The organism is Cellulomonas denverensis, from assembly GCF_012396125.1.
In the GTDB taxonomy this organism is placed as follows: domain Bacteria; phylum Actinomycetota; class Actinomycetes; order Actinomycetales; family Cellulomonadaceae; genus Cellulomonas; species Cellulomonas denverensis.
Window position 1 is genome coordinate 161,117 of the sequence record NZ_JAAXOX010000004.1, and the last position, 24,735, is coordinate 185,851.

A 24,735-nucleotide genomic window follows, 5' to 3' on the forward strand; every position below is an offset into this window, starting at 1 on the left:
GAGTCGACAACCTGGCCATCCTGGGTGGGTGACCGTGGGCGCACGGACCGGCCGCGGTGATTCGTGGTGGATCGAGCCGCGGGCGCGGACGTCGATCCGGTCGATCGTGGTGGTGCGGGGCGAAGGTCAGTCCTCCCCTGCGCCCAACCAGGTCGAGGCCGCCCGGGCGAGCCGGTCCCGGCCTTCCACCCCGACCTTCTTGTAGAGGGCGAAGACGTGGTTCTCGACCGTGCGCGGGCTGATCTCGACCAGCGCCGAGATCTGTTGCAGGTCCATTCCGCGGCCGAGGAGCTTGGCGCTCTCGATCTCCCGGGGCGACAGTTCCAGCGTGGCGACCAGGCGGGCGAACAGCCCCCGGGGCACCGGTCCGCGCGCGGCGGCCGCGGTCCAGATCAGGTCGACCGCATCGGCGGCCCCGGCCCGGTCGCCGCGGTCGCGCAGCGCCATGGCCCGGGTGATACCGGCGCGCATGGCGTGCAGCCGGCAGCCCGCGGTCTCCAGGGCGGTGGCGGCCTCGGCCAGCTGGTCAGGGTCACCGGCGCCGACGGCCGCGACGTACTGCACCAGGGCGGTGAGCACCGGGCCCTGCACGCCGTCGCAGGCCTGCACCAGCCGGTCGATCCGGGCGGTGTCGGGGTCCATCTCGGCGGCCGGGATCGCCAGGAAGATCGCGGCGGCGAGCTCACCGCGGTCGAGCATCCGGCCGACCTCGGTCCACACCTCCTCGCCGCCGTCCTGACGCCCGCCGACCAGCGTGCACAACAGGCTCGGCACCATGCCGGGCAGCGGTCCGCGGTCGGCGTGGAACACCTCGGCCTGCTGCGCGATCGGCTGGGCGAAGGCCCGGTCGCCGCGCCAGCTGGCGGCCAGTGCCGCCCAGATCTGCAGGCTGGCCCGGAAGTGGCGGCTGAGCAGCGGGGTGGTGGTGCCGGTCATCACCGCGTCGAACAGCTTCTGCAGTTGATCGAAGTCGCCGTTCAGCACCAGTCCGAGCACCGCGACGTAGGCGTGCGACTGGAGGCCGGCCGGGTCGAGGGAGTCCTGCGCCGCAGCGAAGTGATCCATCGCAAACTCCAGTCCGCGCTCGGTCTGCCCGGACATCACCCAGGCCAGGCCGCGGAACAGGTCGGCGTCCAGGCCGAGCAGCGGCTCGTCGTGACCGGTGCGCTCCAGCACCTCGATCGCGTCCAGCACCCGGCCCGCGACCAGCAGGCGCTCGGCCTCGGCGACCGCGAGCAGGGCGGTCGACGGGCGGACCGGCTCCTGGGGGTCCACGCCGTGCCGGAGCGTGCGCAGGTGCAGGGCGGTGGCGGCCAGGGTGCGGTCGGCGTCGTCGGTGCCGGCGCAGATCGTGAGGTCGGCCGCCTCGTCGTCGCCGAGCGCGATGCCCTGGTACAGCGCGGACCAGGCGCGGGCGGTCGGCGACGGACCCGCGGCCAGGACCTCGGTCACCACCGGGTCGATCGTGGTGCGCGGGCTGGCCGTGACGTCGAGGGCGCGCAGCAGCGGCAGGGTGTCGTCGCCGACCGGGTCGTCCCGCCAGCGCCGGTGCAGCAGGCCGAGCTCCAGCTCCCAGTGCTCGGAGATGTGCCGGCTCACCACGGCGGTGCCCGGGCCGGACAGCACCGGGGCGGAGCCGATGCCGAGCAGTTCACCCGAACCGTGCCGGGCGGCGAACTCGTCGGCGGCCAGCCGGCTGGCGTAGGAGCCGGTGTTGCGCAGGTACTCGGCGACCAGCGGCGGGAACACCCCGACCACCGGGCCGCCGTCGGAGCCGACCACCTGGAGCAGGCCGCTGCGGTCCAGCACGTCGAACTGCTCCAGCGCGATCAGCCCGGCGATCTCGGCCATCGGCGCGGCGCCGACCATCGCGACCCGGGCCAGCGCGTCGAGCTCCTCGGGCGTCAGGTCGCCGACCAGCGGCTCCACGGCGGCGGCCAGTGCGTCGTCCCAGAGCGGGCCGGTGGCGCGCCACATCCCGCCGCGGCGGGTCAGCTTGCCGGACCGGCGGGCGGTGTCGACCAGCGCGCGGACCAGGGCGGGCACCCCACCGGTCTTGGTGGCGATCCGGGCGAAGGTCGCCGGGTCGACGGTGCCGGGCAGCAGGGTCGACAGCAGCTGGTGCAGCGGGCCGAAGCCGAGCGGCGCCACGGTCAGCAGCACACCGGGCTGGAAGTGGGAGGTGAGGGTGCGCACCGCGGCGCTGGGTGCGCCCGCGCGGCGGGAGACCACCATCGTGGTGAAGGCGTGCCGGCCACGGGCGGCGACCACGGCACCGGCGCTGACCATGTCGAGGTCGTCGGCGTCGTCGATCACCAGCACCGAGCCGCGCTTGGCGACCATCCCGCCCAGCGCCACCGCGGCACCGGCGATCGCGGCCGCACCGCCGACTCCGGGCACCGAGACCCCGGCCACGGCCAGGGCGGTCAGCGGCCGGTCGCGCAGGGCGGCGACCCCGTTGATCTGCACCACGGTGTGGCCGGCCTCGGCCAGCTCGGCGATGACATGGCGGACCACGTGGCTGCGGCCGGTGCCGCGCAGGCCGGTCAGGTTCACGTGCACGCCCGACCGGAGGTAGTCCACTGCCTCGGCCACCACCCCGGTCGAGGGCACCGCCGGGATCACCGACGGTTCGGCACTCGGCCTCGGCGCAGGTAGCCGTGCCGCACTGGTCGCCACGTTTCTGGCGCGCTCGCTCATGGGACACTCCCGACAGTCCGGATCCAGACCACCGGCGGCTCACGGGCCCCTCCGGTGGCGGGGGCTCGGTGCCCCAGCTCCGTGGCACACATCGTGGTTCTCACGCAGTCCACTCCGTGGAGATGCGGGAAATCACTCCCGTACCGGGTGGAGCGGATGCGTCAGTTAGGTGCTTGACGCCGGGGGTACTCAACCGCTGTGGGGGCAACTCGATGAGTGGCGGCCCCACCACCTACCGACGGGGCTTGGGCTCCGGGACCGGTGCCTGGCCGGAGGCACGCTGGGCGCGCTGCCACTCCCGGGCCTCACCCTGGCGACGGGCCTCGGCACCGGAGGCGATCTCGGCCCGCACGTGCTCGTCCCGGTAACCGAAGGCGTCGACCAGGTCCTGGGCGTGCGGGCGCAGCCGGAGCAGCAGCCGCTCGATGTAGGAGGTGACGGTCCGGGCGCGACCGGCGGACAGCCGGCCGTTGAGCAGGTACCAGGCCAGGTGCCGCTCGATGACCGTCAGGCCGAACAGGTCGCGCAGCCAGGTGAGCACCTGCCGGGTGCCGGAGTCGGCGACCTGGTCCAGGCCACGGGTGAACGCCTCCCACTGCAGCAGCTCGGCATGGGCGCGGGCGGCCTCGATCATCTCGTGCTGGTGGGCGTCGAACAGCGCCGCGGCGACCTCCGGGGCGGCGCGGCGGGCCGGGCGCAGGGCCTGGGCGAGCTCGGCGACCATGGTGTGCGCCCGGTCGGCCAGCAGTGCGCGCTGGGTGTCGGCCTCGCGGAGCTGTCCGGCGCTGCGCCGGGCGTCCCCGGCGTCGACCAGGGTCTGCACCGCCCGGGCCAGCGGCATCCGGTGCAGCGCGGCGTCGGTGACCTTCTCCGCCATCAGCCGGGCCATCACGGCCGGGTCGCCGCCGACGGTGTGCGCGTAGTTGGTCAGCAACCGCTTGGCGACCAGCTGGTACAGCACCGTGTTGTCGCCCTCGAAGGTGACGTACACGTCCAGGTCGGCGCGCAGCGAGGTGAGCCGGTTCTGGGTGAGGAAGCCGGCGCCGCCGCACGCCTCGCGGCAGGTCTGCAGGGTGTCCAGCGCGTGCCAGGTCGAGGTGGGCTTGAGCGCGGCGGCCAGCGTCTCCAGCTCCTCGCGGCCCTCCTCGGTGTCGGCCCGGCCGGAGAACACGTCGTCGAAGGCGGCCAGCAGGTGCTCGTGCGCGAAGCCGGAGGCGTAGGTCTCGGCCAGCAGCGGCAGCAACCGGCGGCGGTGCTGGCCGTAGTCGAGCAGCACCACCTCGTCGGTGGGGTCGGCGCCCGGGAACTGCCGGCGCTGGTTGGCGTAGGTGACCGCGATCTGCAGGCCGATCCGGGCGGCGTTCACCGCGGCGCCGTCCAGCGACACCCGGCCCTGCACCAGGGTGCCGAGCATGGTGAAGAACCGGCGCCCGGGGCTGGCGATCGGGGAGGTGTAGCTGCCGTCCGCGGCGACGTCGCCGTAGCGGTTCAGCAGGTCGGCGCGCGGCACCCGGACGTGGTCGAACCAGAGCCGGCCGTTGTCGATCCCGTTCAGGCCGCCCTTGAGCCCGTCGTCCTCGCCGCCGACCCCGGGCAGGAACTCGCCGGTGGCCGCGTCCCGGATCGGCACGTGGAAGGCGTGCACGCCGTGGTTGACCGGCGCCGGGTCGCCCGGGCCCTGGGTGATCAGCTGGGCGAAGACCACCGCGGCGGTGCCGTGCTGGCCGGCGTTGCCCAGGTAGTCCTTCCAGGCGGCCCGGAACGGGGTGTGCAGCACGAAGTGCTCGGTGGCCGGGTCGTAGGTGGCGGTGGTGGCGACGCTGGCGACATCGGAGCCGTGGCCGGTCTCGGTCATGGCGAAGGCGCCGGGCACGTCGACGCTGAGCGCGTCCGGCAGCAGGCGGTCGTGGTGGGCGGTGGTGCCCAGGTGCAGGATCGCCGAGGCGTACAGCCCCCACTGCACGCCGGCCTTGATCTGCAGCGAGGGGTCGGCGGTGACCAGCTCCTCGAATCGGGCCAGCGACCCACCGTGGTCGTCCGCGCCGCCGAACCGGACCGGGAACGCCCGGTGCACGTTGCCCTCCGCGGCCAGGGTGCGCAGCTGGTCCAGCACCCGGGCGCGGTGGTCGGCGACCGGCTGGCCCTCGATCCGCCAGAACCGCTCCTGGGTGAGCAGCTCGCGGGCGTCCCGCCGCAGGTCGCCGTACCGGCCGAGCAGCACGCCGGTCAGCGCCGGCACGTCCACCCGGGTCCCGTCCGGCTCGGCGTGCTGGCCGGTGCCGGTGGGGCGGATGGTGCGGGCCGGGTCGGTGGGCACCGGTGCGGTGGTGGTCATGGCTGCTCCCCTGGATCTGGCGTCGTCGTTGGCGCGTGCTGAGGGTGGTGCTCCCGGCCGAGCTGCGCGACCGGTCCGGTCCACAGCCAGCGGGTGATCTGGTCGGTGAGCTCGTCCCGGTCCTGGCGGGGGGTGGTGCGCAGCCACAGTTCGGCGGTGCCGCGCACGAAGCCGACCGCCCCGGCGGCCCAGAGCAGCAGCTGCGGGTCGTCGAAGGGTGCCGCGATCAGCTCGGTGATCGAGTCGACCACGTGCTCCACCGACCCGTCCCGGGTGACGAAGGTGTAGACCGCCGGCGAGGACTCGATCATCGCCAGGTAGGTGCCGACCATCGCCCGGAGCGCGTCGCGCGGCCCGTCGGCGGTCTGGGCGGCTTCCACCAGGGCGGCCCGGATGTCGGCCACCACCTCCTCGGCGACGGCCAGTTGCACCCCGGTCTTGTCGGTGAAGTAGCGGTACACGATCGACTTGGAGGTGCCCGCGGCGGCGGCCAGGTCGTCCATCGACACGTCCGGGCCCTGGTGGTGCACCAGCTTGCGGGCGGCGCGGGCGAGGTCGGCCCGGCGGGCCAGGCGGTGGTCGTCCCAGCGGGTGGAGCGGCCGTCGGCGGTGGGCGCGACCGGCTCCGGCCCGGCCACCGTGGCGGCCGCGCCCTCCTGGTCCGTCTCCGTCGACGGTTCCCGTGTGATCGGGCTCACAGAACGGACAGTATCAGGTACTGTGAGTTTCGGACATCGGATGCACAAGGGACGGAAGTCCCGACTTTTCCGATCCGGTCAGGCACATCGACGACGATGCGGAGCACCTCCCATGCCAGTGACTTCCCCGACCGCCCGGGCCCTGGTGCTCGGCGGCAACCGGATCCCCTTCGCCCGGGCCGGCGGCGCCTACGCCCGGTGCAGCAACCAGGACATGTTCACCGCCGCGCTCAACGGGCTGGTCGCCCGGTTCGGCCTGCAGGGCGAACGGCTCGGCGAGGTGGTCGCCGGGGCGGTGATCAAGCACAGCCGCGACTTCAACCTCACCCGCGAGTCGGTGCTCGGCTCGCCGCTGTCCGCCCAGACCCCCGCGTACGACCTGCAGCAGGCCTGCGCCACCGGGCTGGAGGCCGTGATCGGGGTGTCCAACAAGATCCGGCTCGGCCAGATCGGCTCCGCGATCGCCGGCGGCGTCGACTCCGCCTCCGACGTGCCGGTCACGGTCAGCGAGGGCCTGCGGCACACCCTGCTCGCGATCAACCGGGCCAAGAGCGTCCAGCAGCGGCTCAAGGCCGCCGCGCAGTTCCGGCCCGGCGACCTGGCCCCGGCCTTCCCCGGCGTCGACGAGCCGCGCACCGGCCTGTCGATGGGCGAGCACCAGGCGCTGACCACCGCCCAGTGGGGGATCAGCCGCCAGGAGCAGGACGAGATCGCCCTGGCCAGCCACCAGCGCCTGGCCGCCGCCTGGGACGCCGGGTTCTTCGACGACCTGGTCACCGGCTACCGCGGCCTGCAGCGCGACCAGAACCTGCGACCGGACACCTCGCTGGAGAAGCTCGGCGCACTCAAGCCGGTGTTCGGCACCCGGCTGGACACCCCGGCGACCATGACCGCCGGCAACTCCACCCCGCTGACCGACGGCGCCTCCACCGTGCTGCTGGGCAACGACGAGTGGGCCGACGCCCACGGCCTGACCCCGCTGGCCGTGGTGGTCGACGCCGAGACCGCCGCGGTGGACTTCGTGCACGGCGACGACGGCCTGCTGATGGCCCCGGCCTACGCCGTCCCCCGGCTGCTGGCCCGGCAGGGACTCTCCCTGGCCGACCTGGACCTGATCGAGATCCACGAGGCCTTCGCCGCCACCGTCGCCACCACGCTCGCGGCCTGGTCCGACAAGGAGTTCTGCGTGAACCGGCTCGGCCTGGACGACGTGCTCGGCACCGTCGACCGGGCGAAGCTCAACGTGCATGGGTCGTCGCTGGCCGCCGGGCACCCGTTCGCGGCCACCGGCGGGCGGGTCGTCGCCACGGTCGCCAAGGAGCTGGCCCGGCGCAAGGCCGAGACCGGCCGGACCGCGCGGGCGCTGATCTCGGTCTGCGCCGCCGGTGGCCTGGGCGTCGCGGCGATCCTGGAGTCGGCATGAGCACCGACACCTACCTCGACCTGGTCAACGGCGGGCTGACCGGGACACTGGCCAAGAAGCTCGGGCTGCCCCGCCCCACCCCGCTGCGCCGGTACCGCCCCGGCAGCCCGCTGGTGGACGGCCCGGTGCTGGTGCTCGGCACCGGCAAGGACGCCGACACCCTGGCCGGGTTCCTGTCCGGCACCGACGGCCGGACCGGCGGCTGGGACCTGGACGTGCGGCGGCACGCCGGCGACGGCACTCGGTTCGCTGCCGCGGTGCTGGTGCTGACCGAGGTCGAACGCCCGCAGGACCTGTCCGAGCCGGTGCTCGCCCTGGCCCCGGTGCTCAAGACCCTGGCCCGGCACGGCCGGGTGGTGACCGTGTCCCGGCCCGCGCTCGACGACCAGGCACCCGCGCTGGCCGCCGCCCGGCAGGGCATCGACGGGGTGCTGCGCTCGCTGGCCAAGGAACTGCGCGGCGGGGCGACCGGCAACGGCGTGGTGGTGGCCGACGACGTGCCGGTGACCGCTCCGGCGGTGCTCGGCGCGCTGCGGTTCTTCCTGTCCAGCCGGTCGGCCTACGTCGACGGGCAACTGATCGAGGTCGGCTCCGAGGCCGGCACCCTGCCCGCCGACTGGGAGCAGCCGCTGGCCGGACGGGTCGCGGTGGTGACCGGCGCAGCCCGCGGGATCGGCGAGTCGATCGCGCACACCCTGGCCCGGGACGGCGCCACCGTGATCGCGGTGGACGTGCCCGCCGCCGGGGAGGCCCTGACCACGGTGGCGAACGCGGTCCGCGGCACCGCCCTGCAACTGGACGTGACCGCCGACGACGCCGGGGACCGGATCCTGCGGCACGCCCTGGACCGGCACGGCCGGCTGGACATCGTGGTGCACAACGCCGGGATCACCCGGGACAAGTTGCTGGCCAACATGACCCCGGACCGGTGGGACGCGGTGCTGGCGGTGAACATCGCCGCCCAGCTGCGGATCAACGAGGCCCTGCTCACCAGCGGCGACCTGACCGACGCGCCGCGGATCGTGTCGCTGGCCTCGACCTCCGGGATCGCCGGGAACCGCGGCCAGACCAACTACGCGGCGTCCAAGGGCGGGGTGATCGGCATGGTCCGGGCCACCGCGCCGCTGCTCACGGCGTTCGGCGGCACCGCGAACGCGGTCGCGCCGGGCTTCATCGAGACCGAGATGACCGCGAAGATGCCGCCGCTGACCCGTCAGGTCGCCCGGCGGCTGTCCTCGCTGCAACAGGGCGGGCTGCCGGTGGACGTGGCCGAGGCGGTCGCCTTCCTGGCCTCGCCGCCCGCCGGTGGGATCGTCGGCCAGGTGCTGCGGGTCTGCGGTCAGGCGATGGTCGGCCGATGACCGCCCCCGCCGGACTGCGCGAGGTGGTGCTGCCGGCCGTCCCCGCGCTCGGTGGCCTGTACCTGCGCGCCGGGGCGGCCAGGCTGCGGGCCCGCGGCGGGCCGTCGCGGTCCACGCTGCCGGCGGTCAGGCTGCGGGTGGACGGGGTCCGGGCCGACCCGGCACGGCTCACCGCCTACCAGCACCTGCTGGGCGAGACCGCGGACGACCGGCTGCCGGCCGGCTTCGTGCACGTGCTCGCGTTCCCGGTGGCCACCGCGCTGATGTCCCGGCCGGACTTCCCGCTGACCCTGCTCGGCATGGTGCACCTGGCCAACCGGGTGACCCAGCACCGGCCGCTGCTGCTCGGCCAGGAGCTCGGGGTGCACGCCTGGGCCGAGGACCTGCGCCCGCACCACCGGGGCGCCCAGGTCGATCTGGTCACCAGCGTGCACGGCCCGGACGGTGCGGAGGCCTGGCGCGGGGTGTCCACCTACCTCGCCCCCGGCGTCCGGCTGCCCGGCACCGAGCGGCCGGAGCGCACCGACCGGGAGGAGTTCCGTCCGCCGCTGCCCACCGCGCGGTGGCGGTACGACGCCGACCGGGGACGGCGGTACGCCGCGGTCTCCGGCGACGCCAACCCGATCCACCTGTCCGCGCTCAGCGCCAAGGCCTTCGGCTTCCCGCGGGCGATCGCGCACGGCATGGACACCGCCGCCCGGGCACTCGCCGGTGTCGGCGCCCAGCGCGGTGACCGCTTCACCTGGACCGCCGAGTTCGCCGCCCCCGTCATGCTGCCCGCGACCCCCAGCGTCCGGGTCGCCCGGGACGGGGCCGGCTTCGGCTACACGGTCTGGGACGGCCGGCGGCACAAGCTCCACCTGCACGGGCGGGTGGACCCGATCTGAGCACCACCCGGTGACCCAGACGGTCGCGGGCCGGTCCGATACTGAGGGGTTCGGACCGGCCCGTCTGTCTGTCCCCCGTGCCACAGTGAGGCCATGCCCCTCCCCCTGGACGACCTGGAACCGTGGCACGGCTCGCTCACGCCGGAAGTCGACCTGGACCGGCTGCTGCTGGACGGCGCCGACCTGACCGGTGCGGACGGCGAGGGCGCCCGGGTGCTGGAGTGCCTGCTGCGCGGCTGCGACCTGGACCAGACCGTGCTGGACCACGCGCACCTGCTGGACTCCACCCTGGCCGAGTGCCGGGCCGGGACGCTGCGCGCGCGGAGCAGCACCTGGCGGGACGTGACCGTGGACGGCTGCCGGTTCGGCGCGCTGGAGGTGTTCGGCTCCGGCTGGGACCGGGTCACCATCCGCGGCGGCAAGATCGACTACCTCAACCTCCGGGACGCGAAGGTGCACGACCTGCGGCTGGTCGACTGCACCATCGGCGACCTGGACCTGGCGGGCTGTGCCGTCCGCCGGCTGCGCACCGAGGGCTGCCAGGTGCGCCGGCTGGACGTGAGCCGGGCCCAGCTCAAGGACGCCGACCTGCGCGGGATGGAGCTGCGCGGGATCGACGGCACCGCCGGGCTGCGTGGCGCGACGATCAGCTCCGACCAGCTCTACGACCTGGCCGGTGCGCTGGCCGACCACCTGGGCGTGCGGGTGGACTGACCCCTCAGTCGTCCAGCACCGGCCCGCACCCGGCCGCCGCGGTCGCCGCGAGCGCATCGATGCCGTGCACGGCCGGCCGCGGGTCGTCCACCACCGCCCAGCAACCGTCGACCACCGCGTAGCGGGCAGCCGGGCCGTCGGTGGTCCAGGCGTGCAGCGCCTCGATCAGCCGGTCGACCGCCTCCGCCGGGGTGCCGACCCCGACCGACGCCCGCAGCGCCCCGCCGGTGACCCCGAGCCGGGCGAGCAGCGGGTGGGCGCAGAACCGGCCGTCCCGCACCCCGATCCCCCACTCGGCAGACAGGTACGCGGCGACCAGCCCCGGGTCGTCCTCGCCCACGCTGAACGACACCACCCCGACCGGGTCGGCGGAGTCCGGCCACAGCCGCAGCACCCGGACCCCCGGCACCCCGGCCAGCCCGGCGACCAGCCGCTCGCGCAGTTCCTGCTCGTGGGCGACCAGCGCGCCGGCCGGCAGCGCGGCCAGCTCCTCGCAGGCGGCGGCCAGCGCCACCGCACCGAGGACATTCGGCGACCCGGCCTCGTGCCGGGCGGGGGCGGGCTGCCACAGGGTGCGGTCGGTGCGGACATCCCGGACCGCCCCACCCCCGGCCAGGTACGGCGTGCCCTGGTCCAGCCAGTCCCGGCGGCCGACCAGCGCGCCGGCGCCGAACGGGGCGTAGGTCTTGTGGCCGGAGAACGCGACGTAGTCCACCCCGGTGCCGGCCAGCGAGAACGGCCGGTGCGGCACCAACTGGGCGCCGTCGATCAGCAGCCGGGCGCCCGCGTCGTGCGCGATCCGCACCAGGTCGTCGATCGGCAGGCTCTCCCCGGTGACGTTGGAGGCGCCGGTGACGGTGACCAGGGCGTACGGGCCGCGGGTCAGCTCCTCGCGCAGCAGGTCGAGGGTGGCGGCGGCGGTCGGCCCGCTGGCCAGCACGGTGGTCCGGCGGTTGTCCTCGCCGGTACTGTGCACCCAGGGCAGCAGGTTCGCGTGGTGCTCGCAGTCCAGCACCAGCACCGCGCCGGGCACGCAGCCGGCCAGCAGGTTCAGCGCGTCGGTGGTGTTGCGGACGATCACGGCCACGTCGTCCGGCCGGGCGCCGACGAATCGGGCGATGGTCTGCCGGGAGTTCTCGTACAGGGCGGTGGACACCTGGGACAGGTACCCGGCGCCGCGGTGCACCGAGGCGTACAGCGGCAGCACTTCGCTCACCCGGGCGGCCACCGCGTCCAGTGCGGGGGCCGAGGCGGCATAGTCGAGGTTGGCGTAGCGGACGGTGCGGCCGTCGACCAGCGGCACCGGGGTGTCCGCCCCGACGACGGGCAGCAGGGCGTCGGTGCGGCTGAGGGTGGATGCGGACATGCCAAGGACCTCCGGACGGGAGGGCAGCCCGGCGACCCGGGCGACCCGCGCTTGCCCACCACCGGTCGGCGGTGGGCCAGGTCGTCACCCGGGGCACCCCGCCGCGGAGGGAGGGTTGCCGGCCAGCAAGCCGGGGCTACGCGCTGGCACTCATGACCTCCGCCCAGGGTGAACCGGCCCGCGGCGGATCGTCAAGACGTGCCCACACTCCGGGCGGTCCTGGCGGAACGGCCGATCCGGTGTCTAGGGTCGGGGCCACCATCCAGAGCGGCCGAGAGATCTGGCTCGACGACGCCGCAGCAGCCCAGGCAGGGTCCACCACTGCCCAGGGTGCTACCGCCAGGACCGATGGAGGAGCGATGAGCGAGACCCCCCTGCCCTACCGGTTGCTGACCGGACCGGACGACCGGTCGTTCTGCGAGCGGGTGAGCGCCGCCCTGGCCGAGGGCTACCGGCTGTACGGCAGCCCGGCCGCGACCTTCGACGGGGAGCGGGTGATCGTCGCACAGGCGGTGATCCTCCCCGGCGCGGGCGAGCCGACGGTGCGACCGCTGTGAGCGGCTACGCCGGGGACCTGACCCCGCAGCAGGCCTGGCGAACCCTGGCCGACGACCCCTCGGTGCTGCTGGTCGACGTCCGCACCGAGGGCGAGTGGCGCACGATCGGGGTGCCCGACCTGCCGGAGCGGGTCGGCTTCGTCGAATGGGTGGACGGCCTCGGCCGGCCCAACCCGCGGTTCGTCGAGCAGCTGACCGAGCTGGGCGCGGGCGACGGCCGCCCGGTGCTGTTCCTGTGCCGGTCCGGCGTGCGCTCGATCGCCGCCGCGACCGCTGCCACCGCCGCCGGGATCGGCCCGTCGTACAACATCCTCACCGGCTTCGAGGGCGACGTCGGCCCGGACGGCGAGCGCGGGCACGCCGGCTGGCGCGCCGAGGGCCTGCCCTGGCGGGCGCTGTGACGGCCGCCGGACCCGGCGACTGGCAGGACGGGCTGCTCCCCCGCGACGAGCTGCGGCCGGACACCCTCGCGGTGCGCGGCGGCACGGTCCGGACCGGGTTCCAGGAGACCTCCGAGGCGCTGTTCCTGACCCAGGGCTACGTCTACGACCGGGCCGCCGACGCCGAGGCGGCCTTCGCCGGGGAGTCCGACCGGTTCCTGTACTCCCGCTACGGCAACCCCACGGTCAGCACCTTCGAGGAGCGGCTGCGGCTGCTGGAGGGCGCCGAGGCCTGCTACGCCACCGCCTCCGGGATGAGCGCCGTGTTCACCGCCCTCGCCGCGCTGGTCGGCAGCGGGTCGCGGATCGTCGCCGCCCGGGCCCTGTTCGGGTCCTCGGTGGTGATCTTCGACGAGATCCTCGCCAAGTGGGGGGTGCGCACCGACTACGTGGACGGCCACGTGCCGGAGCAGTGGGAACAGGCCCTGGCGACCCCCGCCGACGTGGTGTTCTTCGAGACCCCGTCGAACCCGATGCAGGACCTGGTGGACATCGCCCGGGTCAGCGAGCTGGCCCACGCCGCGGGAGCCGTGGTGGTGGTCGACAACGTCTTCGCCACCCCGGTGCTGTCCCGGCCGCTGCTGTTCGGCGCCGACGTGGTGGTCTACTCGGCCACCAAGCACATCGACGGGCAGGGCCGGGTGCTGGGCGGGGCGATCCTCGGCCCGGAGGACTTCGTGCACGGGCCGGTGCAGACCCTGATCCGGAACACCGGTCCCTCGCTCAGCCCGTTCAACGCCTGGGTGCTGCTCAAGGGCCTGGAGACCCTCTCGCTGCGGGTCCGGCACCAGACCGCGTCCGCGCTGACCGTGGCCGGCTGGCTGGAACGGCACCCGGCGGTCGCGGAGGTCCGGTACCCGTACCTGCCCTCGCACCCGCAGCACGACCTGGCACTGCGCCAGCAGGACGGCGGCGGCACGGTGGCGACCTTCACCCTGCGCACCCCGGAGGGCGCCACCCCGGAGCTGGCCAAGAAGCTGACCTTCGACGTGCTGGACCGGCTCCGGGTGATCGACATCTCGAACAACCTGGGCGACGCCAAGTCGATGGTCACCCATCCGGCGACCACCACCCACCGCAAGCTCGGCCCGGCCGGTCGCGCCGCAGTGGGGATCGCCGAGTCGACCATCCGGTTGTCGGTCGGGCTGGAGGACCCGCGCGACCTGATCGCCGACCTGGACCGCGCCTTCGGCTGACTCGGCACGGCGGCACCCGGTCGCCGGCGCGGACCGGCCGGCTCAGCCCAGCAGCCGGGCCAGCTCCCGGTCGTCCCCGCCGAGCGGGTGCAGCACCAGGCCGTCCACCCCGGTCCGGTCGGCCAGCTCGCGCAGTTCGGCGAGTAGCAGGCCGGTGGTGGTGACCACCCGGGTGGCGGCGGGCGACCAGGTCAGGCCGCTGAGCGCGTCCAGGAACTCCAGTTCGGCACGCTTGCGGCGGGCGGCCCGGTCGTCCGGGGCCAGCACGACGTCCAGGTCGAGCAGCACGGTCACCTGGTGCCGGGCGCGGCCGGCGGCGGCGATCGCCTCGGCGGCCAGGGCCGCCCGGTCGGCCAGGTCCGCGACCGCGGGCAGCTCGGCGGAGAATGCCAGCCGGATCACGTCCGCCCGGGCGGCGGCGACCAGGAGATCGGTGCTGGTGGCGGGCCGGTGCTCGACCCCCGGGAGGTCCGGGTCACGCAGCCACAGCGCGGGCGCCGGAGCGGGAACGACCGACAGGACGGGACGAGCGGGGTCGACCGCGGGGCGGTCCAGGGTGGGCTGAGCCATGGGGGTGTCCTCGGGTGAGGCGGGTGCACGCGAGGGCCGTCCGGCCGCGGGCGCGCGGGGTCGTCAGCTCAGCGACAACACACCCGGCTCAGGAACACCCGGGAACGGTAACCACGCCACCGGGGCGGGCACCAGCGGGCGTCCACATCCCGGACCCCGGCGCGGCCACCCCCAGGGGTCAGGAGACCAGCGCCCGCATCACCGAGGTGAAGAACCGCAGCCCGTCCGTGCCGGAGCGGGGCCCGCGAGCACCGTCGGGGCCGAAGCCGGGCTCCACCGCGTGCTCGGGGTGCGGCATCAGGCCGACCACGTTGCCCGCGGCGTTGGTGATGCCGGCGATCCCGCGGCGGGAACCGTTCGGGTTCCAGCCCTGGTAGCGGAACACCACCCGGCCCTCGCCCTCCAGCTCGTCCAGGGTGCGCTCGTCGGCGACGTACTGGCCGTCCTGGTTCTTGAGCGGGATGGTGATCCGCTCACCGGCGGTGTAGTCGCCGGTCCAGGCGGTGCCGGCGTTCTCGACGCTGAGCACCTGCTCCCGGCAGACGAAGTGCAGGTGGTCGTTCTTCACCATCGAGCCGGGCAGCAGGTGCGCCTCGGTGAGGACCTGGAACCCGTTGCAGATGCCGAGCACCGGCATCCCCTTGCCCGCGGCGTCGACGATCTCGCCCATCACCGGCGCGAACCGGCTGATCGCCCCGGCGCGCAGGTAGTCGCCGTAGGAGAAGCCGCCGGGCAGGACCACGGCGTCCACCTGGTGCAGGTCGGCGTCGGCGTGCCAGAGCGCGACCGGCTCGGCCCCGGCCAGGCGCACCGCGCGGGCGGCGTCCCGGTCGTCCAGGGTGCCGGGGAAGGTGACGACCCCGATCCGGGTCATCAGGCCAGACCCTCGGAGACGATGGTGCCCGCTGCATCCGCCTCGTAGTCGGCGACGCGGACCACGTCCTCGATCACCGGGTTGGACAGCACCTGCTCGGCGGCCTCGGCCGCGGCGGCGAGCACCTCGGGGGTGACGGGGCCGTCGACCTCCAGCTCGAACCGCTTTCCCTGGCGGACGGAGGTGAACTGCCCGAAGCCCAGACGGGGCAGCGCTCCGGCGACCGCCTTGCCCTGGGGGTCGAGGATCTCCGGCTTGGGCATCACATCGACGACGACTCGTCCCACAGGTGCTCCCTGGTTGTCGGGCGGTGGTGGTGGCGTCGACAGGATACCGACCCGCGCGGGCGCTCCGGTGCGTCAGGGTTCCCGGGGCAGCCGGACCAGCCCCAGCCCGGCCGATGTGCCGCCGGTGAGGTACCGCAGCAGCACGTCGTTCCCGGGCCGGGCGAGCTCCCGCGACCAGCCGGCGATCACCAGCAACCAGCCACGGTCCTGCGCGGCCTGCCACCACAGGTCGTCGTGGTCGGCGACCGACAGCACCTCCGCCGCGCTCCACAGGGTGGCCTCGCCGGCGACGGCGGTGACCGTGGCGCGGCTGGGGTCGAGCTGCGGCACCGCGCCGGATTCGTCCAGGCCGAGCTCGGCGATCGCCCGGGACAGATCGGCCACCGCCCAGGCCTCCGTCCCGGCGGGGTGCAGCACCCAGACCGCGACGGGTCGACCGTCGCGGGGGTGGAAGCCGGCCACGGTCCGCCCGGGTACGAGCCGGGCGGGTGGCCGGTCGCAGCCGTTGCGCAGCACAGTGCTGCCGACGCTAGGCCGTCGCGCAGGGGGCCCGTGGGTGCCAGCACCCAGCGACGGGGTCAGGCCACCCGATCGGCGCAGAGCGGCCGGACGGTCAGCGGCGCTCCGGCCGCGTCCGCCGGATCAGCACCACCGTCACGCCGAGGCCGATCAGCAGCACCCCGACCGCCGCACCGATCGCCAGGTCCGCACCGGTGACCGCCAGACCGCCCGCGGTGATCGTGACCGGGGCCTCGGGCGCCGGGGCCGGAGCGGCTCCGGTGGTGGGCGGGTCGGCCGGGGAGGTGGTCGCCGGGGGCGCGGTGGTCGGCGATGCCGTGGCCGGCGGCGTCGTGGTCGGCGACCCGGTCGGCGGCTGGGTGGGCACGACACCCACCCCGGTCACGGTGAGCTGGTAGGGCGCCCCGACCACGGATGCGGTCCAGTGCGAGGTCTGCCCCGGCGCCTCGTAGGGGCTGGTGTAGCTGACCTCCGGCGCCTCCAGCGGGATCACGGTGCCGATCGGCAGCCCGTCGCGCACGGCGATCGGCACCGCGAAGGTGGTGAGGCTCCCGGCGCGGGCGTCGGACCAGGTGCAAGTCAGGGTGGGGCTGGCGAAGGAGCAGTTCGGCGGGGTCCAGCGCAGGTACAGCTCGTCCGGCACGGTCCAGGTCCCCCGGATGCCGTCGACGTCGCTCCAGCCGCCGTTGGTGATGATCCAGTGCACATCCCGGTCCTCGGGGCTGTCGACCTGGTAGGAGCCGTCGGACGGCACCGAGGGCCGGTCGGCGATCGGCGCGTCGGCCGCCACCACCGTGATCGCGGTCTGCATGGCCAGGTTGGTCCGCACGACCGGCGCCCAGGTCGCCGGGGTGGCGCTCCGGGCGTCCAGGGCCGCGGACTCGGCGACGGCGGTCATCGCCAGCGGCACCTGCCCGTGGGTGAGCAGGTAGTCCGCGGGCGGCCGGATCGCGATGTTGTGGGTGTACGTCCCCCCGGCGGGCACCTGGTACGGCCCGCAGACGATGTCGGTCCCCGGGCCACCGGGTTGGCTGCAGGTGGGGTCGTAGTAGATCGAACTGTCGGAGGAGGTGGCCGGGGTGATGCCCGACCCGGCGACCTCGGAGTGGTGGCGCAGGTAGACGTCGTCGGCGTCCACTGCCCCGGTGTTCCGGATCGTCACCCCCCAGGTGCCGAGCATGCCGGCCCCCGCCTCCAGGCTGTGGGCGGTGGTGCTGACGGTGAGCACCTGGCCGTCCACCGCCCAGGCGGCGGGCAGCGGGACGAGGATCATGAGCAGGGCGCTGGCGAGCAGCACCGCAAGACGGCGGGGCATCGGACTCCTGGATGTACGGCTGAGAACAGCAGGGTCACCCGCCCCGGGACGGCACTCAGTGCCGGCCGCCCCGGGCGGGTAGGTGCAACGGGTCAGACGAAGTTCCAATTGCGCAGGCCATCGCGGCCGTCCAGCCCGAGCTTGCGCAGCACCGCGGCCATGTGGTTCTCCACCGTGCGCACACTCAGCCGCAGTCGCCGGGCGATCTCCCGGTTGCTCAGGCCACGGCGGGCCATCATCGCCACCTCCCGCTCGCGGGCGGTGAGCCGGTCCAGCCGGTCGTCGTGGTGCACCCGGTCGCGGGGCAGCGACGCCTGGTCGAACAGCGCATCGGGGTCGGTGCCCGAGGCGCGCAGCAGTTCGGCGGCGGCGGTGACCATCCCGGGCGAGACCGCCGGGGAGATCAGCGGCAGGGCGGCGGCCAGCTCCTCGGTGTCCTGCTCGGCGATGGCCCGGCCCACCCGCAGGTAGGGCTCCATCAGCGGCAGGTGCACCCGGGCGGAGAGACTGTCGATCCGCTCCACCAGCTCCGGGGTCGGCAGCCGGTCCTGAGCGAGCCAGTAGGTCAGCGCACAGGCGTCCATCCCCTGTTCCGCGGCCAGGTCGCCGGCCTCCGCGAGCTCGGTGGCCGCGGCGACCGGGTCACCGGCGGCGCGCAGCACGGCGGCCCGGGCGAGCGGGCTGAGCGGGCAGAGCACCTGGGTGGTGTTCCAGGGCGTGCCCAGCTCCCGGGCGAGCACGTCGACGATGTCGTCGTGGCCACCGGCCGCCAGGATCGCCGCGCCGACACTCAGTCCACGGCGGTAGAAGGAGTTGTCCGCCGGGCCCGGGGTGCCGAGGGTGAGGGCCATGTTGAGGACCCGCCACGCCTCGTCGGTGCGACCGGCGTGGAACAGCACCTCGGTCAGCGCCGCGGAGTGCACCCGGATACCGGTGATCGACCGGGCGTCGTACGCGGACTCCAGCAGGTGCCGGGCCCAGCGCTCGGCCGCGGGGGTGTTGCCGCTCATCAGCAGGGCCAGCACCCGGATGCCGTCGGCGTAGTGCGCGGCGTCGGGGGCGACCGTCTCCGGCACCAGCTCGGCGTGCGCCAGGGCGAGATCCGGGCGGCCGGCGTCCAGCAGCGCCCCGGCGACCAGGACCGTCTGCCAGGCGTCCACCCAGGGCATCCCGCTCGGGGTCACCGGCAGGGCGCTGTCCAGATCGTCCAGCACCCGGCTGCGCAGGCCCATCAGCGACTCGATCGCGGCCTGCACCTGGGGGTGGTCGGCGCCGGGCAGCTCGGCCAGCTCCTCGGACTCCATCCCGGCCCAGCGACCCCAGCGCACCCGCTGCAGGCAGAACCGGACCAGATCCTCCGGGTCCTCCTCGCCGGTGATCGGGGTGGTGGTGAACACCGCGGACAGCCGCTCGCGTGCGGGGCGGCGCTGCAACCGGTCCAGGTAGGTATTGGCAGTGGCGACCGTGGGCGTGAGTAGCCACTCGCGCCGGGCAGCCGACTCCTCCGCCGCCGCGTCGGCCAGCACCAGGTCGGCGGCCTCGACGCTCCAGCGCAGGTAGTCCTCCTCGCCACGGCGGTGCCGGGCGGACAGCAGGACCGCGAGGTCGTCGTCGTGCTGGAAGGGCAGCACGATCCCGGTGCCACACCGCTCGGTGACATGGCGGGACAGCTCCCGGGCCCGGTCCGCGGAGATCGAGCCACGCAGCGCGGCACCCAGGGCGGGCGGGGCGACCGCGAGCTCCGCCGACGCCCCACCGGGACGGGCGTGCTCGATCACCCGGTGCGCAGCGATCAGGTCGTGCACCATGTCCCGGCCGAGCAGTTGCTCACAGGTCTCCCGGTCCACCGGGCCGATCCAGCACAGCAGCTCCAGGGCGAACACCTGCTCCGGGGTGGCCCGGGCCAGCAGCGCGTGCACCACCGCATCGGCGGGTGCGTCGTCGAACTGCCCGACCTTCTGCCAGACCCCGTCCCGGCGGTCGATCACCCGGGCATGCCGGGCGCCGTCGACCAGGGCGAGCGCCACCCGCGGGTTCCCGGCCGAGCGGGACAGCACCGCGGAGGTCAGCGGCACGTCCACCGGGCCGTCCAGCGCGCCGGCGATCAACCGGACCATCGCGCGGAAGCCCATCGGGGTGAGGGTCTCCCGGGCCGGGGCGCGCTCGGCGACCAGACGGGCGGCGGCGGGCGGCAGCTGGCCGGAGCCGGAGTTGACGGTCGCCACCAGGGTCACCCGGCGGGTCCGCAGCACCCGGAGCAGCACGGTGCAGGAGGCCTCGTCCATCTGGTCCAAGTCGTCGACCAGCAGCGTGCCACGGCGGCCGCCGAGCTCGCCGAGCAGCCAGGTCGCCACCTCGGCAGCGCGGCCCGGCGAGGCGGTCTGCGGGAAGGACGGATGGGTGAGGAAGGCCGACAGCGGCGCGTCACCGGCCGCGCGCAGCAGCACGCAGCCGGTGCCCTGCCGCGAGGCCTGGGCGAAGAGCTGGCGCAGCACCAGCGTGCGCCCGGAACCGGTGTCACCGGCTACCAGGACATCACGCCCGAGCGCGATCCAGCGGCGGACATCGGCAAAGGTCTGGTCCGCGACACCCAGGAGCGGCGGGCCGTCGAGTCGTGCGTTCACCCACACACCATCTGAGGGCGCGGAACACACTCAGCACCGTTGTCGCCGCGCCTACGCACGCAATCCAGGCGATCCGTGCGTTTCCCGGCCGCACTGGGAGGGCGAATGATCCGATTCTAGGTACCTACTGGCGCTCACCCGTGAGGGGCCTAATTGTCCCGGATCACTACCTAACCGAGTGCGATCCAGCTCGGATTCACCCGCCCGAGGTGGCCCTGATCACGGCTGCGACCACCACTGACATGTCAGGGTCTGGGCATGCAGGTCCCGGCCCCCGCCCCCACCTCGGCACACCCGTGCGTGGCCCGCCCGTACGCCGGGTGGGTGCACCGCGACGGGCCGTGCCGTTGCTTCGTGGGTGGTCCGGCGCCGGAGCGGGAGCCCGAGCAGGCGGTCGGCGTCGCGTCCTGAACCGGCGCGCCGGCCTCGAAGCCGCCGCTCTCCCCCGGCGGTCGGCCTCAGAGCCGCGGCTGTTGCCCGGCAGCCGGCATCAGAGCCGCGGCTGTTCCTCGGCGGCCGGCCTCAGAGCTGCAGTTCTCCCCCGGTGATCCGCCGGTAGGCGTCCAGGTAGCGATCCCGGGTCCGGGCCACCACATCCGCGGGCAGCTCCGGCGGCGCGGCATCCCCGGTCCGGTCCCAGCCGGACGCGGCCGAGGTCAGCCAGTCCCGGACGAACTGCTTGTCGAAGCTCGGCTGGGCACGGCCGGGCTGCCACTGGTCGGCGGGCCAGAACCGGGAGGAATCCGGGGTCAGCACCTCGTCGCCGAGGGTCACCTGCCCGGTCACCGGGTCGATGCCGAACTCGAACTTGGTGTCGGCCAGGATCACGCCCCGCTCCCGGGCGATCGACTCCGCCCGGGCGTAGACCGCCAGGGTCAGGTCCCGCAGCTGCGCGGCCCGCTCCGTGCCGATCAGCTCGCCGACCCGGGCCAGGGTGACGTTCTCATCGTGGTCGCCCAGCTCCGCCTTGGTCGCCGGGGTGAAGATCGGTTCCGGCAGCCGTGAGCCGTCCACCAGGCCCGCGGGCAGCGGGATGCCGGTGACCTGGCCACCGGCGACGTACTCGGCCAGGCCGGAGCCGGTCAGGTAGCCGCGGGCGACGCACTCCACCGGGAACATGTCCAGCCGACGGCAGACCATCGCCCGGCCCAGCACCTCGGCCGGGACGTCCGGCGCCTCGGCGCTGACCACGTGGTGCGGCACCAGGTCCGCGAGCCGGTCGAACCACCACAGGCTGAGCTGGGTCAGCACCACGCCCTTGCCGGGGATGCCCGGGCTCAGCACGTGGTCGTAGGCGCTCACCCGGTCCGAGGCGACCACCAGCACCACGTCACCGTGCGCCGCGGTGACCGCCGCACCGGCCTCCTGGGTGGTGTCCGGCACGTACAGATCGCGGACCTTGCCGGAGTAGGTGTGCGTCCAGCCGGGCAGTGTGGGGGCCGTCATATCGCCCATCCTGCCGCAGGCCGGCGGGCCCGTGCGATGCTCACCCGATGGACCTCCCCCTCGCCTGGTCGTTGCTGGTACTGGTCGCCGGCCTGTGGAACCTGATCGTCTGGCCCCGGTTCGGGCAACGAATCGCCAAGGACCCGCGCTCCCGGGACGCCGAGGGCCGCGCCACCCGGTTCCTCACCGTGCACCTGGTGCTGATCGGGATCTCGCTGGTCCTGGGCGCGCTGCTGGTGGTGCTGGGCGTGCTCACCCTGCTCTGACCGCACCGGCACCCCGTCCCCGGACCCGGCCCTCCGACCCCGGACCCTCCCCGACCCCCGGCGCCGAGTTCGTGACTCCGGCGCCGACTTCGTCACCTGCGCTACCGACGTCGGCGCGGAAGTGACGAACTGGGCGGGGCCGCAACCCCGGGCGACTCAGCCCCGGGCGGGTCAGACCCGGGCGGCGATGTCCGAGCGGTGGTGCGAGCCGGCCAGCCCGATCCGCTCCACCCCGGCGTAGGCCGCCGACCGCGCGGCGGCCAGGTCGTCGCCCACCCCGACCACGGACAGCACCCGGCCCCCGGCGGACAGCACCGCACCGTCCTGCGCGCGGGTCCCGGCGTGCAGCACGTGCACCCCGGGCAGCGCGTCGGCCTCGGCCAGGCCGGTGATCGGGTCGCCGGTGCGCGGTGCCGCCGGGTAGCCCTCCGAGGCGACCACCACGGTCACCGCCGCCTCCGGGCGCCACTGCAGCGCGGGCAGGGTGTCCAGCGATCCGGTGGCGGCGGCGGACAGCACCGCGGCCGGCGGGGTGGCCAGCCGGGCCAGCACGACCTGGGTCTCCGGGTCGCCGAACCGGGCGTTGAACTCCACCACCCGGGTGCCCTTCGAGGTCAGCGCGAGCCCGCAGTACAGCACCCCGACGAACGGCGTGCCGCGCCGGGCCATCTCGTCCACGGTGGGCTGCGCCACGTGGTTGACGACCTCCTCGACCAGTCCCGCCGGGGCCCACGGCAGCGGGCTGTAGGCGCCCATCCCACCGGTGTTCGGCCCGGTGTCGCCGTCGCCGGCCCGCTTGAAGTCCTGCGCCGGCACCAGCGGCACCACCCGGGTCCCGTCGCTCAGCACGAACAGCGACACCTCCGGACCGTCCAGGTAGTCCTCGACCACCACCCGGCCACCGGGCTTGGCCAGGCACTCCGCGGCGTGCGCGGCGGCGACCGCACGGTCCTCGGTCACCACCACCCCCTTGCCGGCGGCCAGCCCGTCGTCCTTGACCACGTAGGGCGCCCCGAACGCATCCAGCGCGGCGTCGATCTGTGCGGGCTCGGTCACCACCCGCGGTTCGGCGGTCGGCACCCCCGCGGCGGCCATCACGTCCTTGGCGAACGCCTTGGACCCCTCCAGCCGGGCGGCGGCGGCACTCGGCCCGAACACCGCGATCCCGGCCGCCCGCACCGCGTCGGCCACCCCGGCGACCAGCGGCGCCTCCGGCCCGACCACGACCAGGTCCACTCCCAGCCCGGTCGCCAGCGCGGCCACCGCGGACCCGTCGAGCTGGTCCACCTCGTGCAGCGTGGCGACCTCGCCGATGCCCGGATTGCCCGGGGCTGCGTGCAGCTCGGTGACGGCGGGGTCCTGGGACAGCGACCGGGCCAGCGCGTGCTCCCGCGCCCCGGTGCCGACGATGAGGATCTTCACGCCGGTGACCCTACCCAGCGCGGGGCCGGTCCCGGCGCCCGGTCTCACACCCGGCGGGCGGGTGGCGTGCCCGTTGCGCGCCCGGACCCCGCCACGCCGGCCCACAACCCGCGCAGCCCGCACAGCCCGCACGTCCCGGGCAGCCCGCACGGCCCGCACAACCCGCACGCCGCGCCGAGAGTGCACGAATGCACGCTTCCCGGCCTGGGAGACCTGCATACGTGCACTCTCGGCGCCTGGCGAGGCGGTGGAGCGAGCGCGCAGGTGAGTCGGGACAGCGAGCGCGCCGGGCGCAGGCGGAACAGCGAGCGCGCCGGGCGCGGGCCGGGTCCGGGTCCGGGTCAGCCCAGCAGGTCGTACCGGGTGACGGTGGCCTCGCGGCCCGGGCCGACGCCGATCGCGGAGATCCGGCAGCCGGACAGGTCCTCCAGCCGCTCGAGGTAGCGCTGGGCGTTGCGGGGTAGGTCGTCGAACTCGCGGGCACCGGTGATGTCCTCGGTCCAGCCGTCCAGGTACTCGTAGACCGGCGTGGCGTGGTGGAAGTCGCTCTGGTCGTCGGGCATCTCGTCCACCCGGCGGCCATCGACGTCGTAGGCCACGGCGACCGGGATCCGGTCCCGGCCGGTCAGCACGTCCAGCTTGGTCAGCACGATGTCGGTCAGCCCGTTGATCCGCGAGGAGTACCGGGCGACCACCGAGTCGTACCAGCCGGTGCGCCGGGGGCGGCCGGTGGTGGTGCCGAACTCACCGCCGGTCTGGCGCAGCCACTCGCCATCGGCGTCGAACAGCTCGGTCGGGTACGGGCCCTCGCCGACCCGGGTGGTGTACGCCTTGGCCACGCCGACCACCCGGTCGATCCGGGTCGGCCCGATGCCGGAACCGGTGCAGGCACCACCGGCGGTCGCCGACGACGACGTGACGAACGGGTAGGTGCCGTGGTCGATGTCCAGCATGGTGGCCTGGCCGGCCTCGAACACCAGGGTCTTGCCGTCGTCCAGCGCGCGGTTGAGCACCAGGGGGGTGTCGGCGACGTAGGGCCGCAGCCGCTCGGCGAACCGCAGCAGGTCCTCGACGGTCTCGTCCACGGTGATCGCGCGCCGGTTGTAGACCTTGAGCAGCAGGTGGTTCTTCTGGTCCAGGGAGCCCTCGACCTTCTGCCGGAGGATCTTCTCGTCGAAGAGGTCCTGGATCCGGATGCCCACCCGGTTGATCTTGTCGGCGTAGGCCGGGCCGATGCCGCGCCCCGTGGTGCCGATCCTGCGCTTACCGAGGAAGCGCTCGGTGACCTTGTCGATGGTGCGGTGGTACGGGGCGATGATGTGCGCCGCCGACGACACCAGCAGCCGCTCGGCGCTGACCCCGCGGGCCTCCAGCGCGTCGATCTCCTGGAACAGCACCTCGAGGTCGACGACGACGCCGTTGCCGATCACCGGGACCACGCCCGGGGACAGGATGCCGCTGGGCAGCAGGTGCAGGGCGTACTTCTCCCCGCCGACCACCACGGTGTGCCCGGCGTTGTTGCCGCCGTTGAACTTCACCACGTAGTCGATGCGCGACCCGAGCTGGTCGGTGGCCTTCCCCTTGCCCTCGTCGCCCCACTGGGTTCCGAGCACCACGACTGCCGGCATGTCCTCACCACTCCCACCCGCTCCAGCGGCGGGTCCCGCGCAGACTTCCCGGCCAGCGGGCGGGCGCGGACGACCCGGGCGCAGGGCAGCAGGCAGCCACGCACCGT

The 24,735-nt window shown here is 74.5% G+C and carries 21 protein-coding genes and 2 riboswitches; of the genes, 8 read left to right on the forward strand and 13 right to left on the reverse strand.

Features of this window, described 5'->3' with window-relative positions; all coding sequences use genetic code 11:
- Positions 1-126: 126 nt before the first annotated feature.
- The 3 genes from HGA03_RS10045 to HGA03_RS10055 all read right to left on the reverse strand — a co-directional run bounded on the left by HGA03_RS10045 (position 127) and on the right by HGA03_RS10055 (position 5,733).
- The gene (locus tag HGA03_RS10045; RefSeq protein ID WP_168630128.1) at positions 127-2,700 is read right to left on the reverse strand and encodes a helix-turn-helix transcriptional regulator; all 2,574 of its coding nucleotides are present in this window, start codon (positions 2,698-2,700) and stop codon (positions 127-129) included.
- Between the two features lie 232 nt (positions 2,701-2,932).
- Positions 2,933-5,035 (reverse strand): acyl-CoA dehydrogenase family protein, encoded by a 2,103-nt coding sequence (locus HGA03_RS10050; protein ID WP_168630129.1) that lies wholly within the window; start codon positions 5,033-5,035, stop codon positions 2,933-2,935.
- Positions 5,032-5,733, reverse strand: coding sequence for a TetR/AcrR family transcriptional regulator (locus tag HGA03_RS10055; protein ID WP_308439721.1), 702 nt, complete (start codon positions 5,731-5,733; stop codon positions 5,032-5,034). The genes HGA03_RS10050 and HGA03_RS10055 overlap by 4 nt, the downstream gene beginning before the upstream one ends.
- 112 nt (positions 5,734-5,845) lie before the next feature.
- Here HGA03_RS10055 and HGA03_RS10060 point away from each other — a divergent pair, with 112 nt between their 5' ends.
- The 4 genes from HGA03_RS10060 to HGA03_RS10075 all read left to right on the forward strand — a co-directional run bounded on the left by HGA03_RS10060 (position 5,846) and on the right by HGA03_RS10075 (position 10,118).
- A complete protein-coding gene (locus tag HGA03_RS10060; RefSeq protein WP_203767030.1) occupies positions 5,846-7,156 on the forward strand; it encodes an acetyl-CoA C-acetyltransferase in 1,311 nt (436 codons plus the stop codon).
- Positions 7,153-8,517 (forward strand): 3-oxoacyl-ACP reductase, encoded by a 1,365-nt coding sequence (locus tag HGA03_RS10065; RefSeq protein WP_168630131.1) that lies wholly within the window; start codon positions 7,153-7,155, stop codon positions 8,515-8,517. The genes HGA03_RS10060 and HGA03_RS10065 overlap by 4 nt, the downstream gene beginning before the upstream one ends.
- On the forward strand, positions 8,514-9,404 hold the full coding sequence (locus HGA03_RS10070; RefSeq protein WP_168630132.1) for a MaoC/PaaZ C-terminal domain-containing protein: 891 nt from the start codon (positions 8,514-8,516) through the stop codon (positions 9,402-9,404). Before HGA03_RS10065 ends, HGA03_RS10070 begins: the two co-directional genes overlap by 4 nt.
- Before the next feature lie 93 nt (positions 9,405-9,497).
- Complete coding sequence (locus HGA03_RS10075) at positions 9,498-10,118, forward strand: pentapeptide repeat-containing protein (RefSeq protein ID WP_168630133.1); 621 nt, start codon at positions 9,498-9,500, stop codon at positions 10,116-10,118.
- A 4-nt stretch (positions 10,119-10,122) separates the two neighbouring features.
- Here the strand turns inward: HGA03_RS10075 and HGA03_RS10080 are convergent, their stop codons facing one another.
- A complete protein-coding gene (locus tag HGA03_RS10080; RefSeq protein ID WP_168630134.1) occupies positions 10,123-11,484 on the reverse strand; it encodes an aminotransferase class V-fold PLP-dependent enzyme in 1,362 nt (453 codons plus the stop codon).
- 42 nt (positions 11,485-11,526) lie between these two features.
- Positions 11,527-11,642, reverse strand: a riboswitch (SAM riboswitch).
- Between the two features lie 97 nt (positions 11,643-11,739).
- Positions 11,740-11,839: riboswitch (SAM riboswitch) on the forward strand.
- Between the two features lie 4 nt (positions 11,840-11,843).
- Between HGA03_RS10080 and HGA03_RS10085 the strand changes: the two genes are divergently transcribed.
- The 3 genes from HGA03_RS10085 to HGA03_RS10095 are packed head-to-tail and all read left to right on the forward strand — an operon-like array spanning position 11,844 to position 13,677.
- Positions 11,844-12,041 (forward strand): DUF1737 domain-containing protein, encoded by a 198-nt coding sequence (locus tag HGA03_RS10085; protein WP_168630135.1) that lies wholly within the window; start codon positions 11,844-11,846, stop codon positions 12,039-12,041.
- Positions 12,038-12,442, forward strand: a complete 405-nt coding sequence (locus tag HGA03_RS10090) for a rhodanese-like domain-containing protein (protein WP_168630136.1) — start codon at positions 12,038-12,040, stop codon at positions 12,440-12,442. Before HGA03_RS10085 ends, HGA03_RS10090 begins: the two co-directional genes overlap by 4 nt.
- Positions 12,439-13,677 carry an O-succinylhomoserine sulfhydrylase gene (locus HGA03_RS10095; protein WP_239073421.1) on the forward strand — a complete coding sequence of 413 codons (1,239 nt, stop codon included), beginning with the start codon at positions 12,439-12,441 and terminating at the stop codon, positions 13,675-13,677. The genes HGA03_RS10090 and HGA03_RS10095 overlap by 4 nt, the downstream gene beginning before the upstream one ends.
- A gap of 42 nt (positions 13,678-13,719) precedes the next feature.
- Here HGA03_RS10095 and HGA03_RS10100 read toward each other — a convergent pair whose 3' ends face one another.
- The 7 genes from HGA03_RS10100 to HGA03_RS10130 all read right to left on the reverse strand — a co-directional run bounded on the left by HGA03_RS10100 (position 13,720) and on the right by HGA03_RS10130 (position 21,321).
- Positions 13,720-14,247, reverse strand: a complete 528-nt coding sequence (locus HGA03_RS10100; RefSeq protein ID WP_168630137.1) for an LLM class flavin-dependent oxidoreductase — start codon at positions 14,245-14,247, stop codon at positions 13,720-13,722.
- 178 nt (positions 14,248-14,425) lie between these two features.
- Positions 14,426-15,121, reverse strand: coding sequence for a phosphoribosylformylglycinamidine synthase subunit PurQ (gene purQ / locus HGA03_RS10105; protein WP_168630138.1), 696 nt, complete (start codon positions 15,119-15,121; stop codon positions 14,426-14,428).
- Complete coding sequence (gene purS / locus HGA03_RS10110; protein WP_168630139.1) at positions 15,121-15,408, reverse strand: phosphoribosylformylglycinamidine synthase subunit PurS; 288 nt, start codon at positions 15,406-15,408, stop codon at positions 15,121-15,123. The genes purQ and purS overlap by 1 nt, the downstream gene beginning before the upstream one ends.
- A 72-nt stretch (positions 15,409-15,480) precedes the next feature.
- On the reverse strand, positions 15,481-15,924 hold the full coding sequence (locus HGA03_RS10115) for a hypothetical protein (protein WP_168630140.1): 444 nt from the start codon (positions 15,922-15,924) through the stop codon (positions 15,481-15,483).
- Between the two features lie 97 nt (positions 15,925-16,021).
- Positions 16,022-17,242, reverse strand: a complete 1,221-nt coding sequence (locus HGA03_RS10120) for a hypothetical protein (RefSeq protein ID WP_168630141.1) — start codon at positions 17,240-17,242, stop codon at positions 16,022-16,024.
- A gap of 92 nt (positions 17,243-17,334) precedes the next feature.
- Entirely contained in the window at positions 17,335-19,866 is a 2,532-nt protein-coding gene (locus tag HGA03_RS19595) for a LuxR C-terminal-related transcriptional regulator (protein WP_168630142.1), read from the reverse strand.
- Between the two features lie 522 nt (positions 19,867-20,388).
- A complete protein-coding gene (locus HGA03_RS10130) occupies positions 20,389-21,321 on the reverse strand; it encodes a phosphoribosylaminoimidazolesuccinocarboxamide synthase (protein WP_168630143.1) in 933 nt (310 codons plus the stop codon).
- Positions 21,322-21,359: 38 nt separating this feature from the next.
- On the opposite strand from HGA03_RS10130, the gene HGA03_RS10135 reads away from it, so the two are divergent.
- Complete coding sequence (locus HGA03_RS10135) at positions 21,360-21,578, forward strand: SCO4848 family membrane protein (protein WP_168630144.1); 219 nt, start codon at positions 21,360-21,362, stop codon at positions 21,576-21,578.
- A gap of 171 nt (positions 21,579-21,749) precedes the next feature.
- On the opposite strand, the gene purD is transcribed toward HGA03_RS10135, so the two are convergent.
- On the reverse strand, positions 21,750-23,000 hold the full coding sequence (gene purD / locus HGA03_RS10140; protein WP_168630145.1) for a phosphoribosylamine--glycine ligase: 1,251 nt from the start codon (positions 22,998-23,000) through the stop codon (positions 21,750-21,752).
- Positions 23,001-23,341: 341 nt separating this feature from the next.
- A complete protein-coding gene (locus HGA03_RS10145; RefSeq protein ID WP_168630146.1) occupies positions 23,342-24,628 on the reverse strand; it encodes an adenylosuccinate synthase in 1,287 nt (428 codons plus the stop codon).
- Positions 24,629-24,735: the final 107 nt, after the last annotated feature.

Bases quoted from the DNA above. Each gene is read 5' to 3' on its own strand.
- HGA03_RS10100 (WP_168630137.1), bottom strand. From the start codon at position 14,247: ATGGCTCAGCCCACCCTGGACCGCCCCGCGGTCGACCCCGCTCGTCCC.
- HGA03_RS10145 (WP_168630146.1), bottom strand. From the start codon at position 24,628: ATGCCGGCAGTCGTGGTGCTCGGAACCCAGTGGGGCGACGAGGGCAAG.
- HGA03_RS10135 (WP_168630144.1), top strand. From the start codon at position 21,360: ATGGACCTCCCCCTCGCCTGGTCGTTGCTGGTACTGGTCGCCGGCCTG.
- HGA03_RS10045 (WP_168630128.1), bottom strand. From the start codon at position 2,700: ATGAGCGAGCGCGCCAGAAACGTGGCGACCAGTGCGGCACGGCTACCT.
- HGA03_RS10075 (WP_168630133.1), top strand. From the start codon at position 9,498: ATGCCCCTCCCCCTGGACGACCTGGAACCGTGGCACGGCTCGCTCACG.
- HGA03_RS10070 (WP_168630132.1), top strand. From the start codon at position 8,514: ATGACCGCCCCCGCCGGACTGCGCGAGGTGGTGCTGCCGGCCGTCCCC.
- HGA03_RS10080 (WP_168630134.1), bottom strand. From the start codon at position 11,484: ATGTCCGCATCCACCCTCAGCCGCACCGACGCCCTGCTGCCCGTCGTC.
- HGA03_RS10065 (WP_168630131.1), top strand. From the start codon at position 7,153: ATGAGCACCGACACCTACCTCGACCTGGTCAACGGCGGGCTGACCGGG.
- HGA03_RS10130 (WP_168630143.1), bottom strand. From the start codon at position 21,321: ATGGGCGATATGACGGCCCCCACACTGCCCGGCTGGACGCACACCTAC.
- HGA03_RS10060 (WP_203767030.1), top strand. From the start codon at position 5,846: ATGCCAGTGACTTCCCCGACCGCCCGGGCCCTGGTGCTCGGCGGCAAC.
- purQ (WP_168630138.1), bottom strand. From the start codon at position 15,121: ATGACCCGGATCGGGGTCGTCACCTTCCCCGGCACCCTGGACGACCGG.
- HGA03_RS10085 (WP_168630135.1), top strand. From the start codon at position 11,844: ATGAGCGAGACCCCCCTGCCCTACCGGTTGCTGACCGGACCGGACGAC.
- HGA03_RS10050 (WP_168630129.1), bottom strand. From the start codon at position 5,035: ATGACCACCACCGCACCGGTGCCCACCGACCCGGCCCGCACCATCCGC.
- HGA03_RS10120 (WP_168630141.1), bottom strand. From the start codon at position 17,242: ATGCCCCGCCGTCTTGCGGTGCTGCTCGCCAGCGCCCTGCTCATGATC.